Origin of the sequence: Psychrobacter sp. PSP (genome assembly GCF_024085615.1) — a bacterium.
Taxonomy (GTDB): Bacteria; Pseudomonadota; Gammaproteobacteria; order Pseudomonadales; family Moraxellaceae; genus Psychrobacter; species Psychrobacter pacificensis.
In genome coordinates this window covers 470,739-488,192 of sequence record NZ_JABLTF010000021.1, presented here as the reverse complement: position 1 = coordinate 488,192, position 17,454 = coordinate 470,739, and the positions used below count along the sequence as shown (strand labels likewise).

The window sequence follows — 17,454 nt, the reverse complement described above, 5'->3', positions numbered from 1 at the left end:
TTTTAAGGATAATATTATGAGTAATAAAAATAACCACCCTGATAGTCCAGTTGTCGAAAGCACTGTTGTTAAAGCCAGCGATGCAAAACCACAAGAAATTGCTGAAAACAATGAACCTGCTAAAACTGCTGACGTTAAAGCTGATACTAAGGCCAACGATACCAAGGCTGATAGCACACAAGCTGACAACACAAAAAAAGAAGCGCCAGCTACTAAAAAATCTGACGCTAAAGGAACTGATACCAACGACTCAGAGACTAAAAATACCACTAGCAAACAACCAGATGATGAAAAAGTAGAAACCACAGCAGCTAAAAAACCAGCGACTGCAACTAAAAAAGCGAGTACAACCAAACCTGCTACAAACCAGAATCGTGTGGCAATCTTAGGTGGTAACCGTATTCCATTTGCTCGCTCAAATGGCTCATACGCTGACGTCAGCAATACAGATATGTTGACTGCGGCTCTAGACGGCTTGGTTGAGCGCTACAACTTACAAGACGAAGTCATCGGCGAAGTGGTCGCTGGTGCCGTTATGAAGCTAAGCCGCGATATCAACCTGACTCGCGAAGCAACATTGAACACAGCGCTGAACCCACACACACCAGCCTATGATATCTCACAAGCGTGCGGAACTGGCCTACAAGCGACCTTTGCTTCTGCGAACAAAATCGCACTGGGTATTATCGATTCAGCCATTACAGGCGGCGTAGATACTACTTCAGATGCGCCTATCGCTATTGGTGATGGTCTGCGTAAAGTACTGATCAAGCTTGGTGCCGCCAAAGACAACAAGCAACGCCTAAAGGCATTGATGGGTCTAAATCCAAAAGACTTGATTGACTCACCGCAAAATGGCGAGCCGCGCACTGGTCTATCGATGGGCGAGCACCAAGCCATCACCACGCTTGAGTGGAACATCACTCGTGAAGCTCAAGACGAGCTTGCCTTTAACAGTCACAAAAACCTAGCACGCGCTTATGACGAAGGTTTCTTTGATGACTTGATCACCCCATACAAAGGTCTGACTCGTGATAACAACTTACGTCCAGACACCACGCTAGAGAAACTGGGTAAGCTAAAGCCAGTATTTGGCAAAAAGAACGCCAATCCAACGATGACTGCTGCTAACTCAACGCCACTGACTGATGGCGCATCTTGTGTCCTATTGGGTACTGATGAATGGGCAAAAGAGCATGGTCTAAAACCACTGGCTTATATCGTGCACCAAGAGACAGCAGCGGTAGACTTTATCGGTAAATCTGGTACTACCGAAGGCTTACTCATGGCACCCGCTTATGCGGTACCGCGTATGCTTGAGCGCGCTGGCCTCACGCTACAAGACTTTGATTTCTATGAGATTCATGAAGCGTTTGCCTCACAAGTGCTATCGACACTCGCCGCTTGGGAAGATGAGACATTCTGTGAAGAGCGCCTAGGTCTTGATGCGCCACTAGGCTCGATCGATCGCAGCAAGCTAAACGTGAATGGCTCATCGCTAGCAGCAGGCCATCCATTTGCCGCGACCGGTGGTCGTATCCTAGCCACCGCCGCAAAACTACTTGACCAAAAAGGCTCAGGCCGTGCGCTAATCTCTATCTGCGCAGCCGGTGGTCAAGGCGTGACTTGCATCTTAGAAAAATAAGTTCGGTAAGTAACGAATGAAAATGAGTACTTGATTCATCATTTTTATCAGCTCATCTATTCTCATAAAAAATGCCCTTTAAATAGTTAAAGGGCATTTTTTATTGTCTGTACTTTGCTATGATAGAACCGACCTAGATAGTAGCCTCTTAAAAAAGCTGACACGCCAAACAAAGGTAATATTTATGGGTAAGACAGAATTTCTACTTAAAAAAAAGTTTCTATTAAGAAAAATGAGACAAATCATTTTTGGCTCTGATAAATTGGTAATGACAAAACCCGTTACAACCACTGACTTTCAATCACTCACCACCCAGGAGCAATTAGATCAATACAACCGAGAACAAGCCATCTTGGCTGAGCGCATCGAAAAAGACATTCTTGATGATGAGCTACGTCGAAAAATGCATCAAGACCTTATCGATACCTACGATGAAGAGCTAGAAAACGAAATAGATGACTATGCACGTGACTTTCGCTTCAATGGTCGTGAGATGAGTGAGCAAGAAAAACTGGATCGGCGTACCTATTTCCATGAGTTGGTACGATTGCAGCGAGAACTTATTAAGCTGCAAGACTGGGTGGTCGCAAATGGTGAGCGTATCGTCGTTATCTTTGAAGGGCGAGACTCTGCTGGCAAAGGTGGGGCCATTAAACGTATCACTCAGCGGCTAAATCCACGCGTGTGCCGTGTTGCCGCCTTACCTGCTCCTACTGAACGCGAGCAAACCCAGTGGTATTTTCAGCGCTATGTCGCGCATCTACCAGCCGCAGGTGAGATCGTTTTGTTTGATCGTAGTTGGTACAATCGCGGCGGTGTCGAGCGCGTCATGGGCTTTTGTACTGATGAGCAATATGAGGAATTTTTCCAGTCAGTGCCAGAGTTTGAACGCATGCTTGTGCGATCAGGCATTCGCTTGGTGAAATACTGGTTTTCTATTACTGACGATGAGCAGCATGCACGCTTTATGAGCCGAATATACGATCCGCTAAAACAGTGGAAACTCTCGCCGATGGACTTACAATCCCGTAGGCGCTGGGAGGATTATACCAAAGCAAAAGAGACCATGTTTGAGCGCACTCATATCCCTGAGGCCCCATGGTGGGTGGTTGAAGGCAACAATAAGAAGCGCGCTAGGCTCAACTGTATTGCACATCTGCTCGACCAGATTCCTTATAAAGAGATACCTCGTGAGGAAGTTGAATTGCCCAGTCGCAAACGTGATGACGAATACTACCGCGAGCCTATTCCTGATGATATGTACGTACCGTCGCGCTACTAGCACTCATGGATATATATCCTAAAAAAAGCCTTATACAGTTATAAGGCTTTTTTATTAATCATACAATATAGCCATGATGACCATCGATAAAGACGCCTAGGTTTTTGGGTTAAGTGGTATGGGCTACATGGTATAAGTGGATTGCAGGCTATCTATTTTACCAGCCAATAAACGCTCAACTTCGTTCTTGATTCGTTGTCCTGCGATATCACTACCAATTTGCACAGCAAAGCCTGCTGGTCGACCGCTCTGCGTTTTGGAGTTGATCCAAACAACCTTACCATTCATTGGCAAACGCTCACTAGAGTTGGGCAGTGTAACAGCAATAAAAACTTCATTACCCAATTGCTGCGGCTGATCAGAGGGCACAAACAAAGCGCCATTGTTCACAAAAGACAGATAGCTGGCATACAACGTTTCGATAGTCTCAATATGGCAGGTTAAAATCCCGCCGCGTCCTGGCATTGCCATAATCAGCTTCCTTTATCAATTGGGTCAAATATATTTTTATAAATGATTGTGAGATATAAACAAAAGCAATTTATATCAATAAGTTTCAATAGCTCACAAAGGCTATGTCACCACTCCTACAAGCAGGCCAATTCTTGCATTAGCTTATCATAGGCAAATTTTTCTTGCACATTTTGTTGCAGTGCAACTTTGGTTTGCTGCAAACTATCGCCGAATACTTCTAGATTGAGAGCATCGGGTTGATAAGAGGCTAATGCTTCTGATAGGTTGATATCTGTTTGTAATTCATTCAGTCCTAGGCAGATGCGCTTTATGTCTAGGAGCATCCGTTCAGACAGTTGAATAAACTCTTTAATACTCAGCTGTTTTTGCCAATAATCACTTGCCGCTACGCTACTACGTTTACCACTTCGCAGTGCCTGCCATGTGGTCAGCCACAGTGCACGTTTGCTGTACCACGGTGCCTGTGCCAATGCTACCGCAGCGAGAGGTGCGCCGTTTGCTAATTGTATCAACTGCTCAATCGCCATCTTACTGACGGCTTCACGATTGATGGTATGACCGAGCGCTTTTGTCACATAATCGATAGCAACAGCGGGCTCAATAGTCTGTAATGCCAGCTGTTGTACACGGCTCTTGATGGTCGGAAGCAGCTGAGCAGGCGTGTCACTGATTAAAAATAGATGAACTTGCGCTTGCGGCTCCTCCAAGGTTTTGAGTAACGCATTGGCAGCGGCGACGGTCATTTGCTCAGCATGATCTAACACACAGATGCGCATCCCTTGCCCGCCTTGATAAATAAAAGGCTGCAAGGCACGAATGTCATCCACTTTGATTTTAATCGCGCTGTTGCTGGTGCTCTTAGTGGCTTTTTTGTCTTTTGCGCTGCTTGATTTGTCTTGGAGGGTGTCGCTATCCGCATTGATTGGCATACTCACGATTGGCAGCACTTGCAAGCTTGGGTGAGTACCCGACTTGAGCCATTGACAACTTTCACACGTGCCGCATGCGCCTAGTGGATTCGTATCATGCTCGCGGCATAATAACCAAGCCACCAACCGCCATACAAAGGCGTGTTTACCCATTCCCTGCATACCAGCAGCGAGCAATGCATGCGGCAAGGACTGCTGAGTCAATACTCGCTGCGTCAATTGCGACCACAATGTCTGTTGCCACGGCAATAAGGGCGCAAAATAGATACTATCTGAACGCTCTTGCGCGCCTACATTTGCTGTCAGATCATTCATAACAATAGCTCTATCACGTTTTTAGATATTTAGGATGCGGCACGCTAATGATACTCTGGATAATGTGCGAGCGCTTGCTCAGATCATTATTTAGTGGGGTTTTGAAAATCAGCCAAGCGCATGGCATTTAAACGGTTTAGATCCTCTTGGGTATCGACACCAGCCGGCAGTTGACAGGCGGCCTCTGCAATGGCGATAAGCTTACCGTTTTCTAGCACTCGTAGCTGCTCTAGGCTTTCAAGCTGCTCAAGCGGCGTCTGTGGCCATGCAACAAACTGCTGTAATAGACTAACGCGGTAAGCATATAAACCCAAATGACGATATGCGTTCTTCGGTGGCTGTCTTTGATTGTCATCCGCCAATACGATATCACGATCACAAGGAATCGGTGCTCGACTAAAATAAAGCGCGCGCTGCAAATTATTCGTATGTTGGCTGACCACTTTTACCACAGAAGGTCGCTGGAATGTATCGTAATCATCGATAGGCTCACAGAGTGTCGCCATGACGCTGGCCTCATCCGCTACCAAAAGCGCCTGTACCTGCTCGAGCAGTAAGGGCGGCACAAGAGGCTCATCACCCTGCATATTGACCACAATATCATGATCAGCCCAGCCTTTGATAGCCGCCACTTCCGCCAAGCGGTCAGTGCCTGAAGCATGCTCGCTACTTGTCATCACGACATCAAAACCGGCATCGATACAGACCTTTGCAATTTGCTCATCATCAGTCGCAATACACATATCGTCAGCAAAGGTTGCTGTTTTTGCCTTTTCAGCCACCCAAAGTATCATCGCTTTGCCATGAATGCTCAATAATGGCTTACCGGGTAACCGTGTGCTCTTAAAGCGTGCAGGAATCACAATATGGGTTTTGGCAGGTGTGGTGACAAGCGACATGGTTTATTCCTAAAAATTGTGTCAGTTTGACGTATTGACTATTATCTATGATGGCGTTTTTGTACCAACATCAGAGTCAGCCTCAATACCCAAAGCTTTTAATTGCTGGTTTAGATTATCATAACAGTTATCGGATAATACGGCCGTCACAGGCAAAACCCACAACCTGCTAACGAGCTGTGCATACTCATCACTTGATGCTTGCTCCGCCGTATAGTCTGACAGCAATGCTTTTATTTTTACCGCATCTTTACTGGTAACGACGATAGGATAATCGCTGTATTGTAAAAGCTCAGCCAAACTAAAGTCATAGTGATCAGGATAAGGATGCCCTATCACGTCAAAACCAAGAGACTCCAACGTATCAAAAAAACGCTGTGGGTAGCCGATACCACTGACTGCGTGTACTCTACTATTGCTGGCAGGAACGACATTATCTATTTGCTTAATAGGTGATTGAGGACTCCATAGATGTTGCAATTCATCAGCTTGCAAATGCATGCTCAAGCGCTCAGGAGGGTGTGAATTTTTACTGCTTTCATGATAATGCGACAAGTCTGTTTTTGGCTTGTCATGATAAATCACATGAGCACCTTCTAGTCGTGACATTGGCTCACGCAAAAATCCGGTTGGTAATAATTGCTCATTACCAAACCCTCGCGCGGCATCTACCACAATCCACTCTATATCCCGCTTGAGCGCATAATGTTGCAAACCATCGTCAGCGATAATCAATTGCAAATCAGGTTCAGCATCCAACAAGGTAGTAATTGCTTGCTGACGATTCGGGCATACTGCCATGGCAACGCCTGTCATATGAACAATCAAACATGGCTCGTCGCCTACTACGTTAGGCAAACTGGTGGCATTGACCAATGCTGGCATTTGGCTCGTATCGCCACCATAACCGCGGCTGATGACGCCGACTTTTATGCCTCGTTTTTGCAAGTGATTGACCAAGGCGATAATTAACGGTGTTTTGCCGCTACCACCCACACTGATATTACCAATGACCATGACGGGTATAGGTGCGCGATAACTTGATAGCAGCCCAACTTTATAAGCGTGACGACGAAGCAAGGTGATCAGTCCATAAAGCCAGCTAATAGGTAGCAACAGCCATAACCAAGCGGCCTTACGTTGCCATGCATTAGTAATTATCGTCTCAATACTCATAAATAATTGCCATGTATCCTATCGATTCGCTGCTTAGGCGTTGACGCTTTATCAAATAAATCTATTCTACTCAAAGTCTCGAGCATACATTTGCGCATAATGGCCTTGCAGCTGCATCAGCTCATTATGGGTACCAAGCTCAACTATCTGACCACCATCCATCACAGCAATACGATCCGCAGATTCAATAGTCGTTAAGCGGTGCGCAATCACTAGCGTCGTACGGTTTTTCATGACGTTATCGAGCGCTTGCTGAATATAATACTCTGACTCATTATCAAGCGCACTGGTGGCTTCATCCAAAATCAGAATCGGCGCATCTTTTAACAACGCGCGAGCAATAGATAGTCGTTGACGCTGGCCGCCAGACAGCTGGAGCCCTTCGGCCCCAATCTCGCTTTGATAGCCGTTTGGCATTTTCATGATAAAGTCATGCGCGAAAGCCGCTTTTGCAGCCTCCTCGACCTCAGCTTGGCTCTTGTTGGCCAATCCCCCATAAGCAATGTTATTAAATACTGTGGTATTAAATAGTACAACCTGCTGATTCACCATCGCAATTTGTGCGCGCAAGCTCTCTAGCTTAATCTGGTCTATCGGCACACCATCTAAGGTAATTTGTCCTGAAGAGGTTTCTAAAGTACGCGTTAAGAGATTAACCAAGGAGGACTTGCCTGCTCCGCTTCGTCCTACCAATGCAACCGTCTCGCCTGCTTTTATATTTAACGTAAAATCACGTAGAGCAACTGTCGAATCTGGATATACCAAACTGATATTATCCAAAGACATCTGACCAGATAACGCCTTGCTGATAGTGCCTGTGTCTTCCTCTTCTGGCTCATCAAGTAATGCAAAAATCGACTCACCAGCAGCAATGCCTTTTTGCAGTTTTTGATTGACATCAGTCAATGAACGGACGGGCTTACTGAGCAGACCAGCTGCCGCAATATAAGAGATAAACTCTCCTGCTGAAATACCGCTAATAACTGAAGGTCTCAATGCAAGCCATACCACCACCGACATCGCTATCGCCATCAGCAGCTGTACTGCTGGGGTATTGATGCTATTGGTGACGACCACCTTCATGCCTTGACGTAAGTTCTTTTTTGAAGTCTTATCAAAGCGCTCGGCTTCATATGCTTGTCCGCCATAATTCTTTACCACCTGATAGCCACTGATGACCTCATTGGTAATATGACTGACACTACCCATCGTTTTTTGGATACCTTTAGAGAGCTTAAGATAACGCTTGGAGGCAATGCGAATGAGCCATAGTATTGGTGGCAATACGACAAATAGGATTAGAGTCAAGCGCCAGTTGCTATAAAGCAAAAACCCTATCAATGCCACAACCGTCAAACCATCACGCAGCAAGGTCTTCATTGAGTCTGTACTGGCAGCAGTGACTTGCTCAACATCAAATATCAACTTGGATGAGATCGTACCAGCAGGATTGGCCAAATAGAATGAACTTGGCAAGCGCAGTAGTTTATTAAAAACCTCGACCCGCAGCTCATAAACCAAATTACGTGAGACCAAAGCCGAGTAATAGTTACCCAAAAAACTGCCCAAACCGCGTACGAAAAATAGCGCAATGATGAGTAATGGAAATAATGCCTGTTTGCTTCGATCACTTTGGTTAATGGCATCAGTAATGTATTGCAACAGCTTGGCAATCCAAATCTCAGTTCCTGCGTTGATAGCAAAGCCCAAAACAGTCAGTAGCAAAGCCCACCAATACGGTTTTAGATATTTTAATAGACGCAGTAAAGTTTTACTTTTTGGCGGATTAGACGGGGCTGCTGAAGGTTTTTTAGCAGAAGGTTTTGTAGAGTCAGGTGTATAAGCTTGGCTCATAAAAGCCTCAATGTAGGTGTCATGACATGAATGGGCTGTGCTTGATACACAGTTTATAGTAATGATGCGGCAAATATTATTGCGGCAAAGTTTGACCAAGTGGGACAACGGTGCTGATATTTAAGTTCAAAAATCCGAGTTTACCAGCAACATCCATCACCCGTACGACAGATTGATGGGTAGCGTTGGCATCCGCTGCGATGACAAATAGCATATCGCGATTGCTTCCTGCTTCTTGCTGCAACATGCTGGTCAGTTCAGCCTCGTTACTACTAGCAAGCGTAATACCATTCACCAAATAACTGCCATCTTCTTGTACAGCTACTTCTATACTATTTTTTTGCTCTGTCTGCGCCACACCTTCTGCTTCAGGAAGGATAATATTTAAACGACTAAAATGATTAAAAGAAGTAGCCAGTAGTAAAAAGACGATTAAAAACAATAAGCAATCAATCATGGGCGTCAGATTAATTTCAAGCGGCTCAACAGTCGGTTTTCTAAAGCGCATATGAATCTCTTCTACTTACCTGCTATTACGAACGTACTTTGAGCATCAAACTCAGGATCAAAACTATGACAATTATATTGTCGCCATATTGCTTTTATCTACATCTAATCGATCAGTAGCACGCTCATCAATAGTAGTCATACTATTAGCAGGTGCCGCTACGTAAGTATTGTCGAGCAATTGGTAGTCGTATAGCTCTTGAATCATCAGCCCTGCTTGAGTCTCGAACTGTGCATTGATGTCGATGATACGCCGCTGAAAGTATCGATACGCGACAAGCGCTGGGATGGCGACGATCATACCAGCAGCCGTGGTAATTAGTGCTTGTGAGACACCAGCAGCAAGCATTGTTGGATCTTGCATCGCACCATCAGTAATCGCTAAGAATGAAGAAATAATACCTAATACCGTACCTAATAATCCAAGCAATGGCGCAATGGCACCAATTGTACCCAACATATTGATATTTTTTTCTAGCTGGTGGACTTGTACGCTAGCACGATTTTGCATATGCATGGTCATAGACTCTAGGCCGTACTGACGATAGAGCAGCCCCGTTGCCAAAATATCACCAAGCGCTGTCTTCTCTTTGACATTCATCAATTGTGTACGGCCGATATCGCCATTTTCGCGTAGGCGAGTGATGAGCTGCTCACGCAGTCTGCTAGGCACAGTCTTGCTAAATTGCAATGTATGACTACGCTCAATAATGATAACCAATGCCAATATAGAGCAGACGACAATAGGTGTCATTAGCCAGCCGCCTGCCTTTACTAACTCCCACATATTTGCTCTCTTCCATATTTTTAAAAACAGTTATTACGTAGATGGATTTATACGTAAATAGTCGTTACTAATAAATCAGTCCTACTAGCTTGCGTATTGTCTTAAGCCTGTGCTTCTATGTGTTTAATCAAAGCAGCTAACTGGTCTTGACTGTGAAAAAAGATCTCAACACTACCCTGCCCGTCTTTTTTGTGCTTAAGCTTGACTTCAGCACCCAACATATCTGTCAATCTTTGCGTGAGACGCTCTTCGTCACGAGACTGTGCTTGTTCGACACGGTTAGCCTTGGGTACAGGGTTCAAAATGGATTTGACCAGCTTTTCAGCTTCTCGCACCGTCATACCGCCATCGATGATTTTTTGTGCAATGATTGGCTGCTGCTCAGAAGACAATGCTAAAAGCGTTCGAGCGTGACCCATGTCTAGTGCGCTATTTGCCAAATGATCTTTTACCGTATCATGCAATTGATTTAGACGTAGTAAATTCGATACCGTTGTACGCGCCTTGCCTACCACTTCAGCAATCATGGCGTGACTCATACCAAACTCTGTATGAAAGCGCTGCAACGCGGCTGCCTGCTCGATCACCGATAGATCTTCACGCTGGATATTTTCAATTAAGGCCAATGCAATAGCAAGCTCATCAGATAACGCACGCTCAATCGCTGGAATAACCGACTTACCCGCCATTTTTGCCGCGCGCCAGCGACGTTCGCCAGCGATAATTTCATGAGTGACAAATACTTCACTCTTATCTTCATTGGCGAGCAATGGGCGGATAACGATGGGCTGCATCACGCCATGCTGCTCAATAGAAGATGCCAATTCTGCCAGTGCCGTTTCACTCATGTCACGGCGCGGTTGATACTTACCTGCTTGTAGACGCGTGACATCGATCTGCACGAGGCTGATTTGATCCTCTGAAGCGTTTACGTCTGTGCTATTACCACGCGTTTTGTTGATAGCCGTCTTGCTTGTCACACGTGATGAACGAGTACTATTACTGACAGTAGTGTCATTATCAGTGGATTTTGCAGCCGATTTTTTACTGGCTTTGGGCGCAGCCGCATCGACGGGGGCAGTTTTCACAGGCATGTTGGTGTCTAGCGTTTCAGCTGGCACGGCCACATCGCGTGCAGCCATATCATCTTGCAAGGCAGAGGCGGTGATTTGCTTTTCTTTCTTGATTGACCCTAATAAGGCATCTAAGCCTCGATTGGCAGCCAACCCTCTTTTCTTCGCCATGATTACCTATCCTCTAACGCTAAAATAAAAGCCAATTGATTACTGCTGCGGCTTACTAAATACAATGTTAAGTGCTTTATTGTTCGAAAGCTTTTATAGAAAAACTAGCTACTTTGCTTCATCACTTCAGCGGCCAATTTTTGATAGGCGCGCGCGCCTTTTGACCATCTCTCATAAGCAATCACTGGTAGACCATGCGCGGGTGCTTCTGCTAGGCGAATGTTTCTTGGAATATGAGTCTTATACATAATATCGCCAAAGTGCGCTTCTAATTCAGCAGACACATCACGGGCAAGCGTGTTACGCGCATCAAACAGCGTTCTCACAACACCGCGAATATATAACTTAGGGTTTAATTCAGTAAGACGCTCAATCGTCTGTGATAAATCCGCTAATCCCTCTAATGCATAATATTCACACTGCATTGGGATAATCACACTATCAGTTGCAACCAAGGCATTAATCGTCAGTAGGTTCAAACTGGGTGCACAGTCTATAATCACGTAATCGTATGGCGGCTGTTGCGAGGATGTCTGCGCATCAACCAGATTTTTCATCGCCGTTTTGAACAGCTCGTGACTGTCCGTTTTACTCATCAATGTGATGTCCATACCAGCCAAATCACGATTGGCACCGATCACATCAAACCCTGCCGGACTGGTCACAATCGCTTCTGAAAGCGCTACACCATCCAGTAAAACATCGGCTATGGTAAGCATCAGCTCGTTTTTGTCGACACCCGTACCGCTGGTTGCATTGCCCTGTGGGTCTAAGTCAATCAGTAGTACGTGCTTGCGCTTAGCAGCTAAACTGGCGGTCAAGTTTACCGCCGTCGTGGTTTTGCCCACGCCGCCTTTTTGATTCGCAATTGCTATGATTTCCATACACTCACTCAATTTTATTAAGGTCTGTTACTGACTTTTTCTTTTAATTTATTTGCCGCTCAATCTTATATGCTTATGCAGTGCTACTAAATCAGCGCTTCATGAAAGTCAGCCATTTATAAAAAAATTCTTTTATAAATCACCCAATTTTCGTTTGTATATTTTCAGTGCCTTTTAAATACTATGCCATTTAGGTACAAACGTAAACTGCGTTTCACAAAAAACGACTGCTGTTTCATGACTGAGAAGTATCTACCTTTCAGGCATTTTTAGCAGACATTTCAATCAAATGACGACTATCATGCAGACGCGGCACTGTCAGCTTAATCGTCTTAATGTGCCAATCACTATCAAGCGCTTGTAGCTCTTCATCGCTTGGCACTTTGCCTTTCATAGCACACAAATAACCGCCATCTGCCAATCTCGGCTGCGCTACTTCAACAAAATCTATCAAACTGGCAAACGCTCTAGAAGTCACCACATCATAGCTGGCTTCGTGCGCTTCAATACGCGAAGCGATCGGTTGCATATTACGTAAGCCAAGCTCACTGCTGATCTGCTTAATAAAGCGAATCTTTTTTTGATTACTATCAAGGGCTGTACACGAGCGCTCAGGCTGACAAATCGCAATAATCACTGCAGGCAACCCTGCACCTGTACCGATATCAAGCAGCGACCCTGTCGGCAAATGCGTTATAATAGACAAGCAATCAATCACATGTTTGATCAGCGCTTCTTCTGGATCGGTGATGGCGGTCAGATTATACGCTTTATTCCACAACAAAAGCTGGTCTAAGTATAATAATAACGTGCGCTGCTGTTTCTCACTTAGTGATAGACTTAGCTCATTTACGGCTTGGGCTAAGATACTGGCCAGCTTTGGCAATTGTGAGCCAAGCTTCACAAAGCCAGTCGGATCAATATTGATATTACCCGTGCTAGTAGACGACGAAGAGGTTTTAGCGGAAGCTGACATACAACGAGTTATCCAGTTTTGACATGTGAACCGCCTATTTTATCATGCAGTCTGCTCATTGAATAGTTGCAGATTGCGCCAATGTGGGACATCTTATACTATCTGCACGGTTTGTGAGGCGTTATTCTACTTTAATAGCGCAAAACTTCCGCTTAATTTATGCTCCAGTCGCCTATTGCTACATAGTTATCTCACCATGATACAAAAGTATGCTCAATGATTTCGCTAAATTGTGGCCATATCTTGTAAGATATTCTGCTTGATTATAAAAATCTAAGAAGCGCTTTTTTATAATACCGTACTGCTTCTTTAACTCTGTTACTATTGCTAAGATGATCTCTTAAACGCCTATGACCGAACGACCCTACCCCCTTATGTCTCAAATATCAAAAGACGCTAATAATATGGTACCACCTACCGCTGACTCACAAGACGATAAACCAGTAATATCTAACGCCCCAAATCCTATTTTTACTGAGGTTCAAAAAAGCTGCCGTATTTCAGCTGAGCAACTAAAACGCTATAGCGACCCTGATGAGCTGCCTACAGACACACGTACTGCGCCTGACTTAGATGTTGGCTTCGGTCAACAACGTGCGCTCAAAGCCTTGCATACAGCGCTAGACATCAATGCAAGTGGCTATCATGTGTTTGCTGCTGGTGAGAACGGCTTGGGTAAGCGTACTGTCATCAGTCGCCTGTTGGCCCGTATTGCCGCCGACGCACCAACGCCTGATGATTGGGTTTATGTGCACAATTTTACCGATCCACGTACGCCACTGGCTCTGCGTCTACCTGCAGGACAAGCCGCCTTGCTACAACAGCAGGTCAATAACTTGTGGCAACAGGCAAAAAAGCGACTAAGCCAACGCTTTCGTAGCGACCAATACCAAAGTAAAATCGAAGCGATTAAAAACAATACACATCAAAAAGAGAGTCATGCTTACGACGCGCTAAACGCTGAGGGCAAACAGTATGATCTAGCCTTAACGTTTCGCTCGTTTGATAACAAGGCAGTTTTCGTCCATCCCAGTCAGTTGACGACAGACAGTAGTAGCGACCCTGTAAAGGCTTCAGAATCATCTAGCAACAGTGCAAATTTATCACCAAGAAATGATAACGAAAAAGCCAATATATTGAGCAACGATAAGACTAACCATGATGAAGAGCAAAACAACGCTCAAAATTCTGAGTATGGTAACAGTGAGTACGAGGCTGAGTTAAATAACTTCGTACAGAAAAACCATATGCAAAAGCGCCTCAGTCAACTAACCATTGCGTTGGAGCAGTTAGAAGACGAAGCCAACGATGCGATAGAATCACTGCATCGCAGTATCGCACGCCGTGCACTACAGCCTTTGTTCGCGCCTGTTTATGAGCAATTTGCCACGCACCCACTTGTGGTTGACTATCTCAAAGCCATATTTGCCGATATGGTTACTCATGTAGAGCGTATCGTTAACGGCGATGACGAAGAGTTTGTGACGGCTGTATTGACCACAACACCCAGCCGTTACGCGGTCAATGTCATTGTCAGTCACGCACCAGACAGTGGCGCGCCTGTTGTCTTTGAAGACTTACCAACCCATCTAAACTTATTGGGTCATGTTGAGCAAATCACTCAATTAGGGACAGTAACGACTGATGTCAGTATGATTCGCGCAGGTGCCCTACACCGTGCCAATGGCGGCTACCTGCTGCTAGAAGCCAGCCATTTACTTGAGCATCCTTATGCATGGCAAGGTCTAAAGCGCGCACTACAGTCACGCAAAATTAAGCTCTCAAGCCTTGAGCAAATGCTAACGCTAACAGGTAGCTTGTCTTTATCACCAGCGCCCATTGATCTTGATATCAAAGTGATCTTATTAGGTGAAGCAGACTTATATTATGAGCTGCTTGAGCTTGAGCCTGAGTTTGATGCAGTGTTTAAAGTTCGCGCGGACTTTCATGATGATGTGACGCGCACCAGCGAGCATGAATTGGCACTGGTAGCGAAAATGGCAGACATCATCGATTATGCTGATCTCTATCCATTCGATAGTAGCGCGCAAGCCACGTTGCTTGAGCATTTAAGCTTGCAAGCTGAAGAGCAGGACCGTTTAAGCCTACACAGTGATTTGTTGATTAAACTGTTGCATGAATCAAACCGTCACGCTCGTTTAAATGATGAGATAATGGTGACAGCAGATCATGTCACTCAGGCAATTGACGACATGGATGAGCGCTCAGGATATTTGCGCGATCTATACTGGGACGAACTCAAAAACGGCCAGCAGCTGATTCAAACCCAAGGTAGTGCAGTTGGGCAAGTCAACGCCCTGACCGTCGTCAGCTATGCCGATAGTGAGTTTGGCATGCCAGCGCGCCTCACTGCCGTTATTCAGCCCAATATTGGCGCAGGTGAAATCCTTGATATCGAGCGTGATGTAGACTTGGGTGGTAGCTTGCACGCCAAGGGTATGTTGATCATGACCAGTTATTTGCGCGCGTTATTTAGCCAACACCATGCACTAAACTTCAGCGCTTCGCTCGCGTTTGAACAAAGCTACGCCCATATCGATGGTGATAGTGCCACCGTTAGCGAAGGTTGTGCGCTACTATCCGCTTTAGCAAATGTCCCTATTGATCAATCCTTTGCCATTACTGGTTCTATGAATCAGCTGGGCGAAGTACAAGCGGTTGGTGGTATCAATGCCAAAATCGCCGGCTTTTTTGATGCGTGCCGTGAGCAAGAGTTGACGGGCGCTCAAGGCGTGGTCATTCCAATGGCCAATGTCAAACAACTCATGCTACGCGACGATATCATTGCTGCGGTAAAAGACGGCGACTTCCATATTTATGGCGTTTATACCTTGAGTGAAGCATTGACCTTGATGACAGGCCTACCCATCGATACCATGAATAAAAAAGGTCGCTACCGCAAGGACACCCTATTTGGCAAAGTCCTAAATCGTCTGATGTTATGGGATGAGAACCAAGACGGCGACGATGAGGTAGATGATAAAAAGTCAAAAAAGAAAGAGAAGAAAAAACGCAAAGCCAAGCGCCAAAAAAAAGAGGACAAAATAGAAAAAGAAAATCGCAAAGGCGAAAATAACGATAGTGACGTCACTGACAACCGTGAGCACAGTGAAGCTTAAAGTGTCAATGACAACACACCAAAATGATAATTAGGACGTGTTTAGACGGTGCTTAAACGGCGCCTAAACGATGTCTAAATGTATACGAACGTCCCTAGACGCTTTGATACTTTTCTGAGATGATAAACAACCAGCCAAAATCTGTAGAACAATAACCTGTGACTTTATAAAGGGTATTTTTTGATGACTGTACATTCTACTAATGCCAATAACCTTCAAGCTCAATCAGATTCTGATGAGCAAGCAGTTGCAATAGAGGCGGCAGAAAATGATGTGTTAAAAGAGACCCAGGATAATCGTTATGGGGCAGCGACAACGGCTCGTCAATGGCAAGTACTGTCACAGCTACAGCGCAATCGCTGGGTAGGTACGACTCATATTTATGAACAGCTCATGATGGCCGGTTTTGACATCAGCCTGCGTACCGTGCAACGTGATTTGAACGCATTGGCCAAACGCTTTCCTATCGAAAAAAACAACGCCAATCCACAAGGTTGGCGCTGGAAGGAAGATGCACCGCTGCAAAGCTTGCCGCATATGAATCTATCGCAGGCAGTTGCTTTTAATATGGTCGAGGCCAATCTCACTCAGCTATTGCCGCCTGTGATTTTAGATGAGCTATTTCCGTGGTTTGATCTAGCAAGACGACAGCTCAAAAACAGTAAAGTCACGCATTCATGGATAGACCGTGTACGTATCGAGCCTGCGACCCAGCCACTTATTGCCCCAGATATAGATTTAGATAGCAAAGACAACATTTACCATGCATTGTTTTATCAGCTGCAAATTAATGCTTGCTACACTCGCAGCAATAAATCAGAGGCCAGCGAATATACGCTAAACCCTATTGCTATCATTCAGCGTGGCGTGATTATTTATCTACTGGCGACTCGTACCGATGACCCCGATGCCACCATTCGTACCTTTGCGCTACATCGATTTGATAGAGTCGAGATTTTAGAGAGCGCAGCAAAGACACCAGATAACTTTCAGCTCGATACGTATTTGGATGAAGGCAGTATGGGCTTTAGTCATCCATTATTTGGTGAGTTGGCTGAGCGTGGTAAAAACACAGCCGTTGAGCTAAAATTTACCCAAAAAGCAGGCCGAAGCCTCACTGAGAGCAAGCTGAGTGATGATCAAATCGTCACATCAAACGACGACGACACCCTAACAATAAAAGCGACCGTTAATTTGACCTCACAGCTGGTTTGGTGGTTACGTGGTTTTGGCAGTGGACTGTTAGACGCCAAGCCTGCACTCCTTTATCAAGCGGTATTGGACCAACCTGCAATGACAAACAACGAATAACACTCGAATGACACTAATCGTTAACCACTAA

General features: G+C 45.2%; 14 protein-coding genes. 4 read left to right on the top strand and 10 right to left on the bottom strand.

Going from position 1 to position 17,454, the window contains the following annotated elements:
- Positions 1-16 precede the first annotated feature (16 nt).
- The gene (locus HL061_RS13875) at positions 17-1,645 is read left to right on the top strand and encodes an acetyl-CoA C-acetyltransferase (RefSeq protein ID WP_071001359.1); all 1,629 of its coding nucleotides are present in this window, start codon (positions 17-19) and stop codon (positions 1,643-1,645) included.
- Positions 1,646-1,913: 268 nt separating this feature from the next.
- On the top strand, positions 1,914-2,927 hold the full coding sequence (gene ppk2, locus HL061_RS13870) for a polyphosphate kinase 2 (RefSeq protein ID WP_252962999.1): 1,014 nt from the start codon (positions 1,914-1,916) through the stop codon (positions 2,925-2,927).
- A gap of 123 nt (positions 2,928-3,050) precedes the next feature.
- Here the strand turns inward: ppk2 and HL061_RS13865 are convergent, their stop codons facing one another.
- From HL061_RS13865 to rsmG, 10 genes are all read right to left on the bottom strand, one after another.
- On the bottom strand, positions 3,051-3,398 hold the full coding sequence (locus tag HL061_RS13865) for a PilZ domain-containing protein (protein WP_058024954.1): 348 nt from the start codon (positions 3,396-3,398) through the stop codon (positions 3,051-3,053).
- Positions 3,399-3,514: 116 nt separating this feature from the next.
- Positions 3,515-4,645, bottom strand: coding sequence for a DNA polymerase III subunit delta' (locus HL061_RS13860; protein WP_071001358.1), 1,131 nt, complete (start codon positions 4,643-4,645; stop codon positions 3,515-3,517).
- A gap of 86 nt (positions 4,646-4,731) precedes the next feature.
- Positions 4,732-5,544, bottom strand: coding sequence for a 3-deoxy-manno-octulosonate cytidylyltransferase (gene kdsB / locus HL061_RS13855; RefSeq protein WP_071001357.1), 813 nt, complete (start codon positions 5,542-5,544; stop codon positions 4,732-4,734).
- 45 nt (positions 5,545-5,589) lie between these two features.
- On the bottom strand, positions 5,590-6,720 hold the full coding sequence (gene lpxK, locus HL061_RS13850) for a tetraacyldisaccharide 4'-kinase (RefSeq protein ID WP_071001356.1): 1,131 nt from the start codon (positions 6,718-6,720) through the stop codon (positions 5,590-5,592).
- A 66-nt stretch (positions 6,721-6,786) separates the two neighbouring features.
- Entirely contained in the window at positions 6,787-8,574 is a 1,788-nt protein-coding gene (msbA, locus tag HL061_RS13845) for a lipid A export permease/ATP-binding protein MsbA (RefSeq protein ID WP_071001355.1), read from the bottom strand.
- A gap of 76 nt (positions 8,575-8,650) precedes the next feature.
- Complete coding sequence (locus HL061_RS13840; protein ID WP_058024949.1) at positions 8,651-9,082, bottom strand: biopolymer transporter ExbD; 432 nt, start codon at positions 9,080-9,082, stop codon at positions 8,651-8,653.
- 72 nt (positions 9,083-9,154) lie between these two features.
- Positions 9,155-9,868, bottom strand: a complete 714-nt coding sequence (locus tag HL061_RS13835; RefSeq protein WP_071001354.1) for a MotA/TolQ/ExbB proton channel family protein — start codon at positions 9,866-9,868, stop codon at positions 9,155-9,157.
- A 101-nt stretch (positions 9,869-9,969) separates the two neighbouring features.
- Complete coding sequence (locus HL061_RS13830) at positions 9,970-11,112, bottom strand: ParB/RepB/Spo0J family partition protein (RefSeq protein WP_071001353.1); 1,143 nt, start codon at positions 11,110-11,112, stop codon at positions 9,970-9,972.
- Between the two features lie 104 nt (positions 11,113-11,216).
- Entirely contained in the window at positions 11,217-11,996 is a 780-nt protein-coding gene (locus tag HL061_RS13825; RefSeq protein ID WP_093070840.1) for a ParA family protein, read from the bottom strand.
- 259 nt (positions 11,997-12,255) lie between these two features.
- Positions 12,256-12,972 carry a 16S rRNA (guanine(527)-N(7))-methyltransferase RsmG gene (gene rsmG / locus HL061_RS13820; RefSeq protein ID WP_071001351.1) on the bottom strand — a complete coding sequence of 239 codons (717 nt, stop codon included), beginning with the start codon at positions 12,970-12,972 and terminating at the stop codon, positions 12,256-12,258.
- Between the two features lie 350 nt (positions 12,973-13,322).
- On the opposite strand from rsmG, the gene HL061_RS13815 reads away from it, so the two are divergent.
- Positions 13,323-16,112: an ATP-binding protein gene (locus HL061_RS13815; RefSeq protein WP_093070843.1), complete on the top strand. Its 2,790-nt coding sequence runs from the start codon at positions 13,323-13,325 to the stop codon at positions 16,110-16,112.
- A 183-nt stretch (positions 16,113-16,295) separates the two neighbouring features.
- Positions 16,296-17,423 (top strand): WYL domain-containing protein, encoded by a 1,128-nt coding sequence (locus HL061_RS13810; RefSeq protein WP_071001349.1) that lies wholly within the window; start codon positions 16,296-16,298, stop codon positions 17,421-17,423.
- Positions 17,424-17,454: the final 31 nt, after the last annotated feature.

Excerpts from the sequence above, each read along its gene's own strand:
- HL061_RS13840 (WP_058024949.1), bottom strand. The coding sequence starts at position 9,082 with ATGCGCTTTAGAAAACCGACTGTTGAGCCGCTTGAAATTAATCTGACG.
- rsmG (WP_071001351.1), bottom strand. The coding sequence starts at position 12,972 with ATGTCAGCTTCCGCTAAAACCTCTTCGTCGTCTACTAGCACGGGTAAT.
- HL061_RS13810 (WP_071001349.1), top strand. The coding sequence starts at position 16,296 with ATGACTGTACATTCTACTAATGCCAATAACCTTCAAGCTCAATCAGAT.
- HL061_RS13865 (WP_058024954.1), bottom strand. The coding sequence starts at position 3,398 with ATGGCAATGCCAGGACGCGGCGGGATTTTAACCTGCCATATTGAGACT.
- lpxK (WP_071001356.1), bottom strand. The coding sequence starts at position 6,720 with ATGAGTATTGAGACGATAATTACTAATGCATGGCAACGTAAGGCCGCT.
- HL061_RS13875 (WP_071001359.1), top strand. The coding sequence starts at position 17 with ATGAGTAATAAAAATAACCACCCTGATAGTCCAGTTGTCGAAAGCACT.
- HL061_RS13830 (WP_071001353.1), bottom strand. The coding sequence starts at position 11,112 with ATGGCGAAGAAAAGAGGGTTGGCTGCCAATCGAGGCTTAGATGCCTTA.
- HL061_RS13860 (WP_071001358.1), bottom strand. The coding sequence starts at position 4,645 with ATGAATGATCTGACAGCAAATGTAGGCGCGCAAGAGCGTTCAGATAGT.
- msbA (WP_071001355.1), bottom strand. The coding sequence starts at position 8,574 with ATGAGCCAAGCTTATACACCTGACTCTACAAAACCTTCTGCTAAAAAA.
- HL061_RS13835 (WP_071001354.1), bottom strand. The coding sequence starts at position 9,868 with ATGTGGGAGTTAGTAAAGGCAGGCGGCTGGCTAATGACACCTATTGTC.
- HL061_RS13815 (WP_093070843.1), top strand. The coding sequence starts at position 13,323 with ATGACCGAACGACCCTACCCCCTTATGTCTCAAATATCAAAAGACGCT.
- ppk2 (WP_252962999.1), top strand. The coding sequence starts at position 1,914 with ATGACAAAACCCGTTACAACCACTGACTTTCAATCACTCACCACCCAG.
- kdsB (WP_071001357.1), bottom strand. The coding sequence starts at position 5,544 with ATGTCGCTTGTCACCACACCTGCCAAAACCCATATTGTGATTCCTGCA.
- HL061_RS13825 (WP_093070840.1), bottom strand. The coding sequence starts at position 11,996 with ATGGAAATCATAGCAATTGCGAATCAAAAAGGCGGCGTGGGCAAAACC.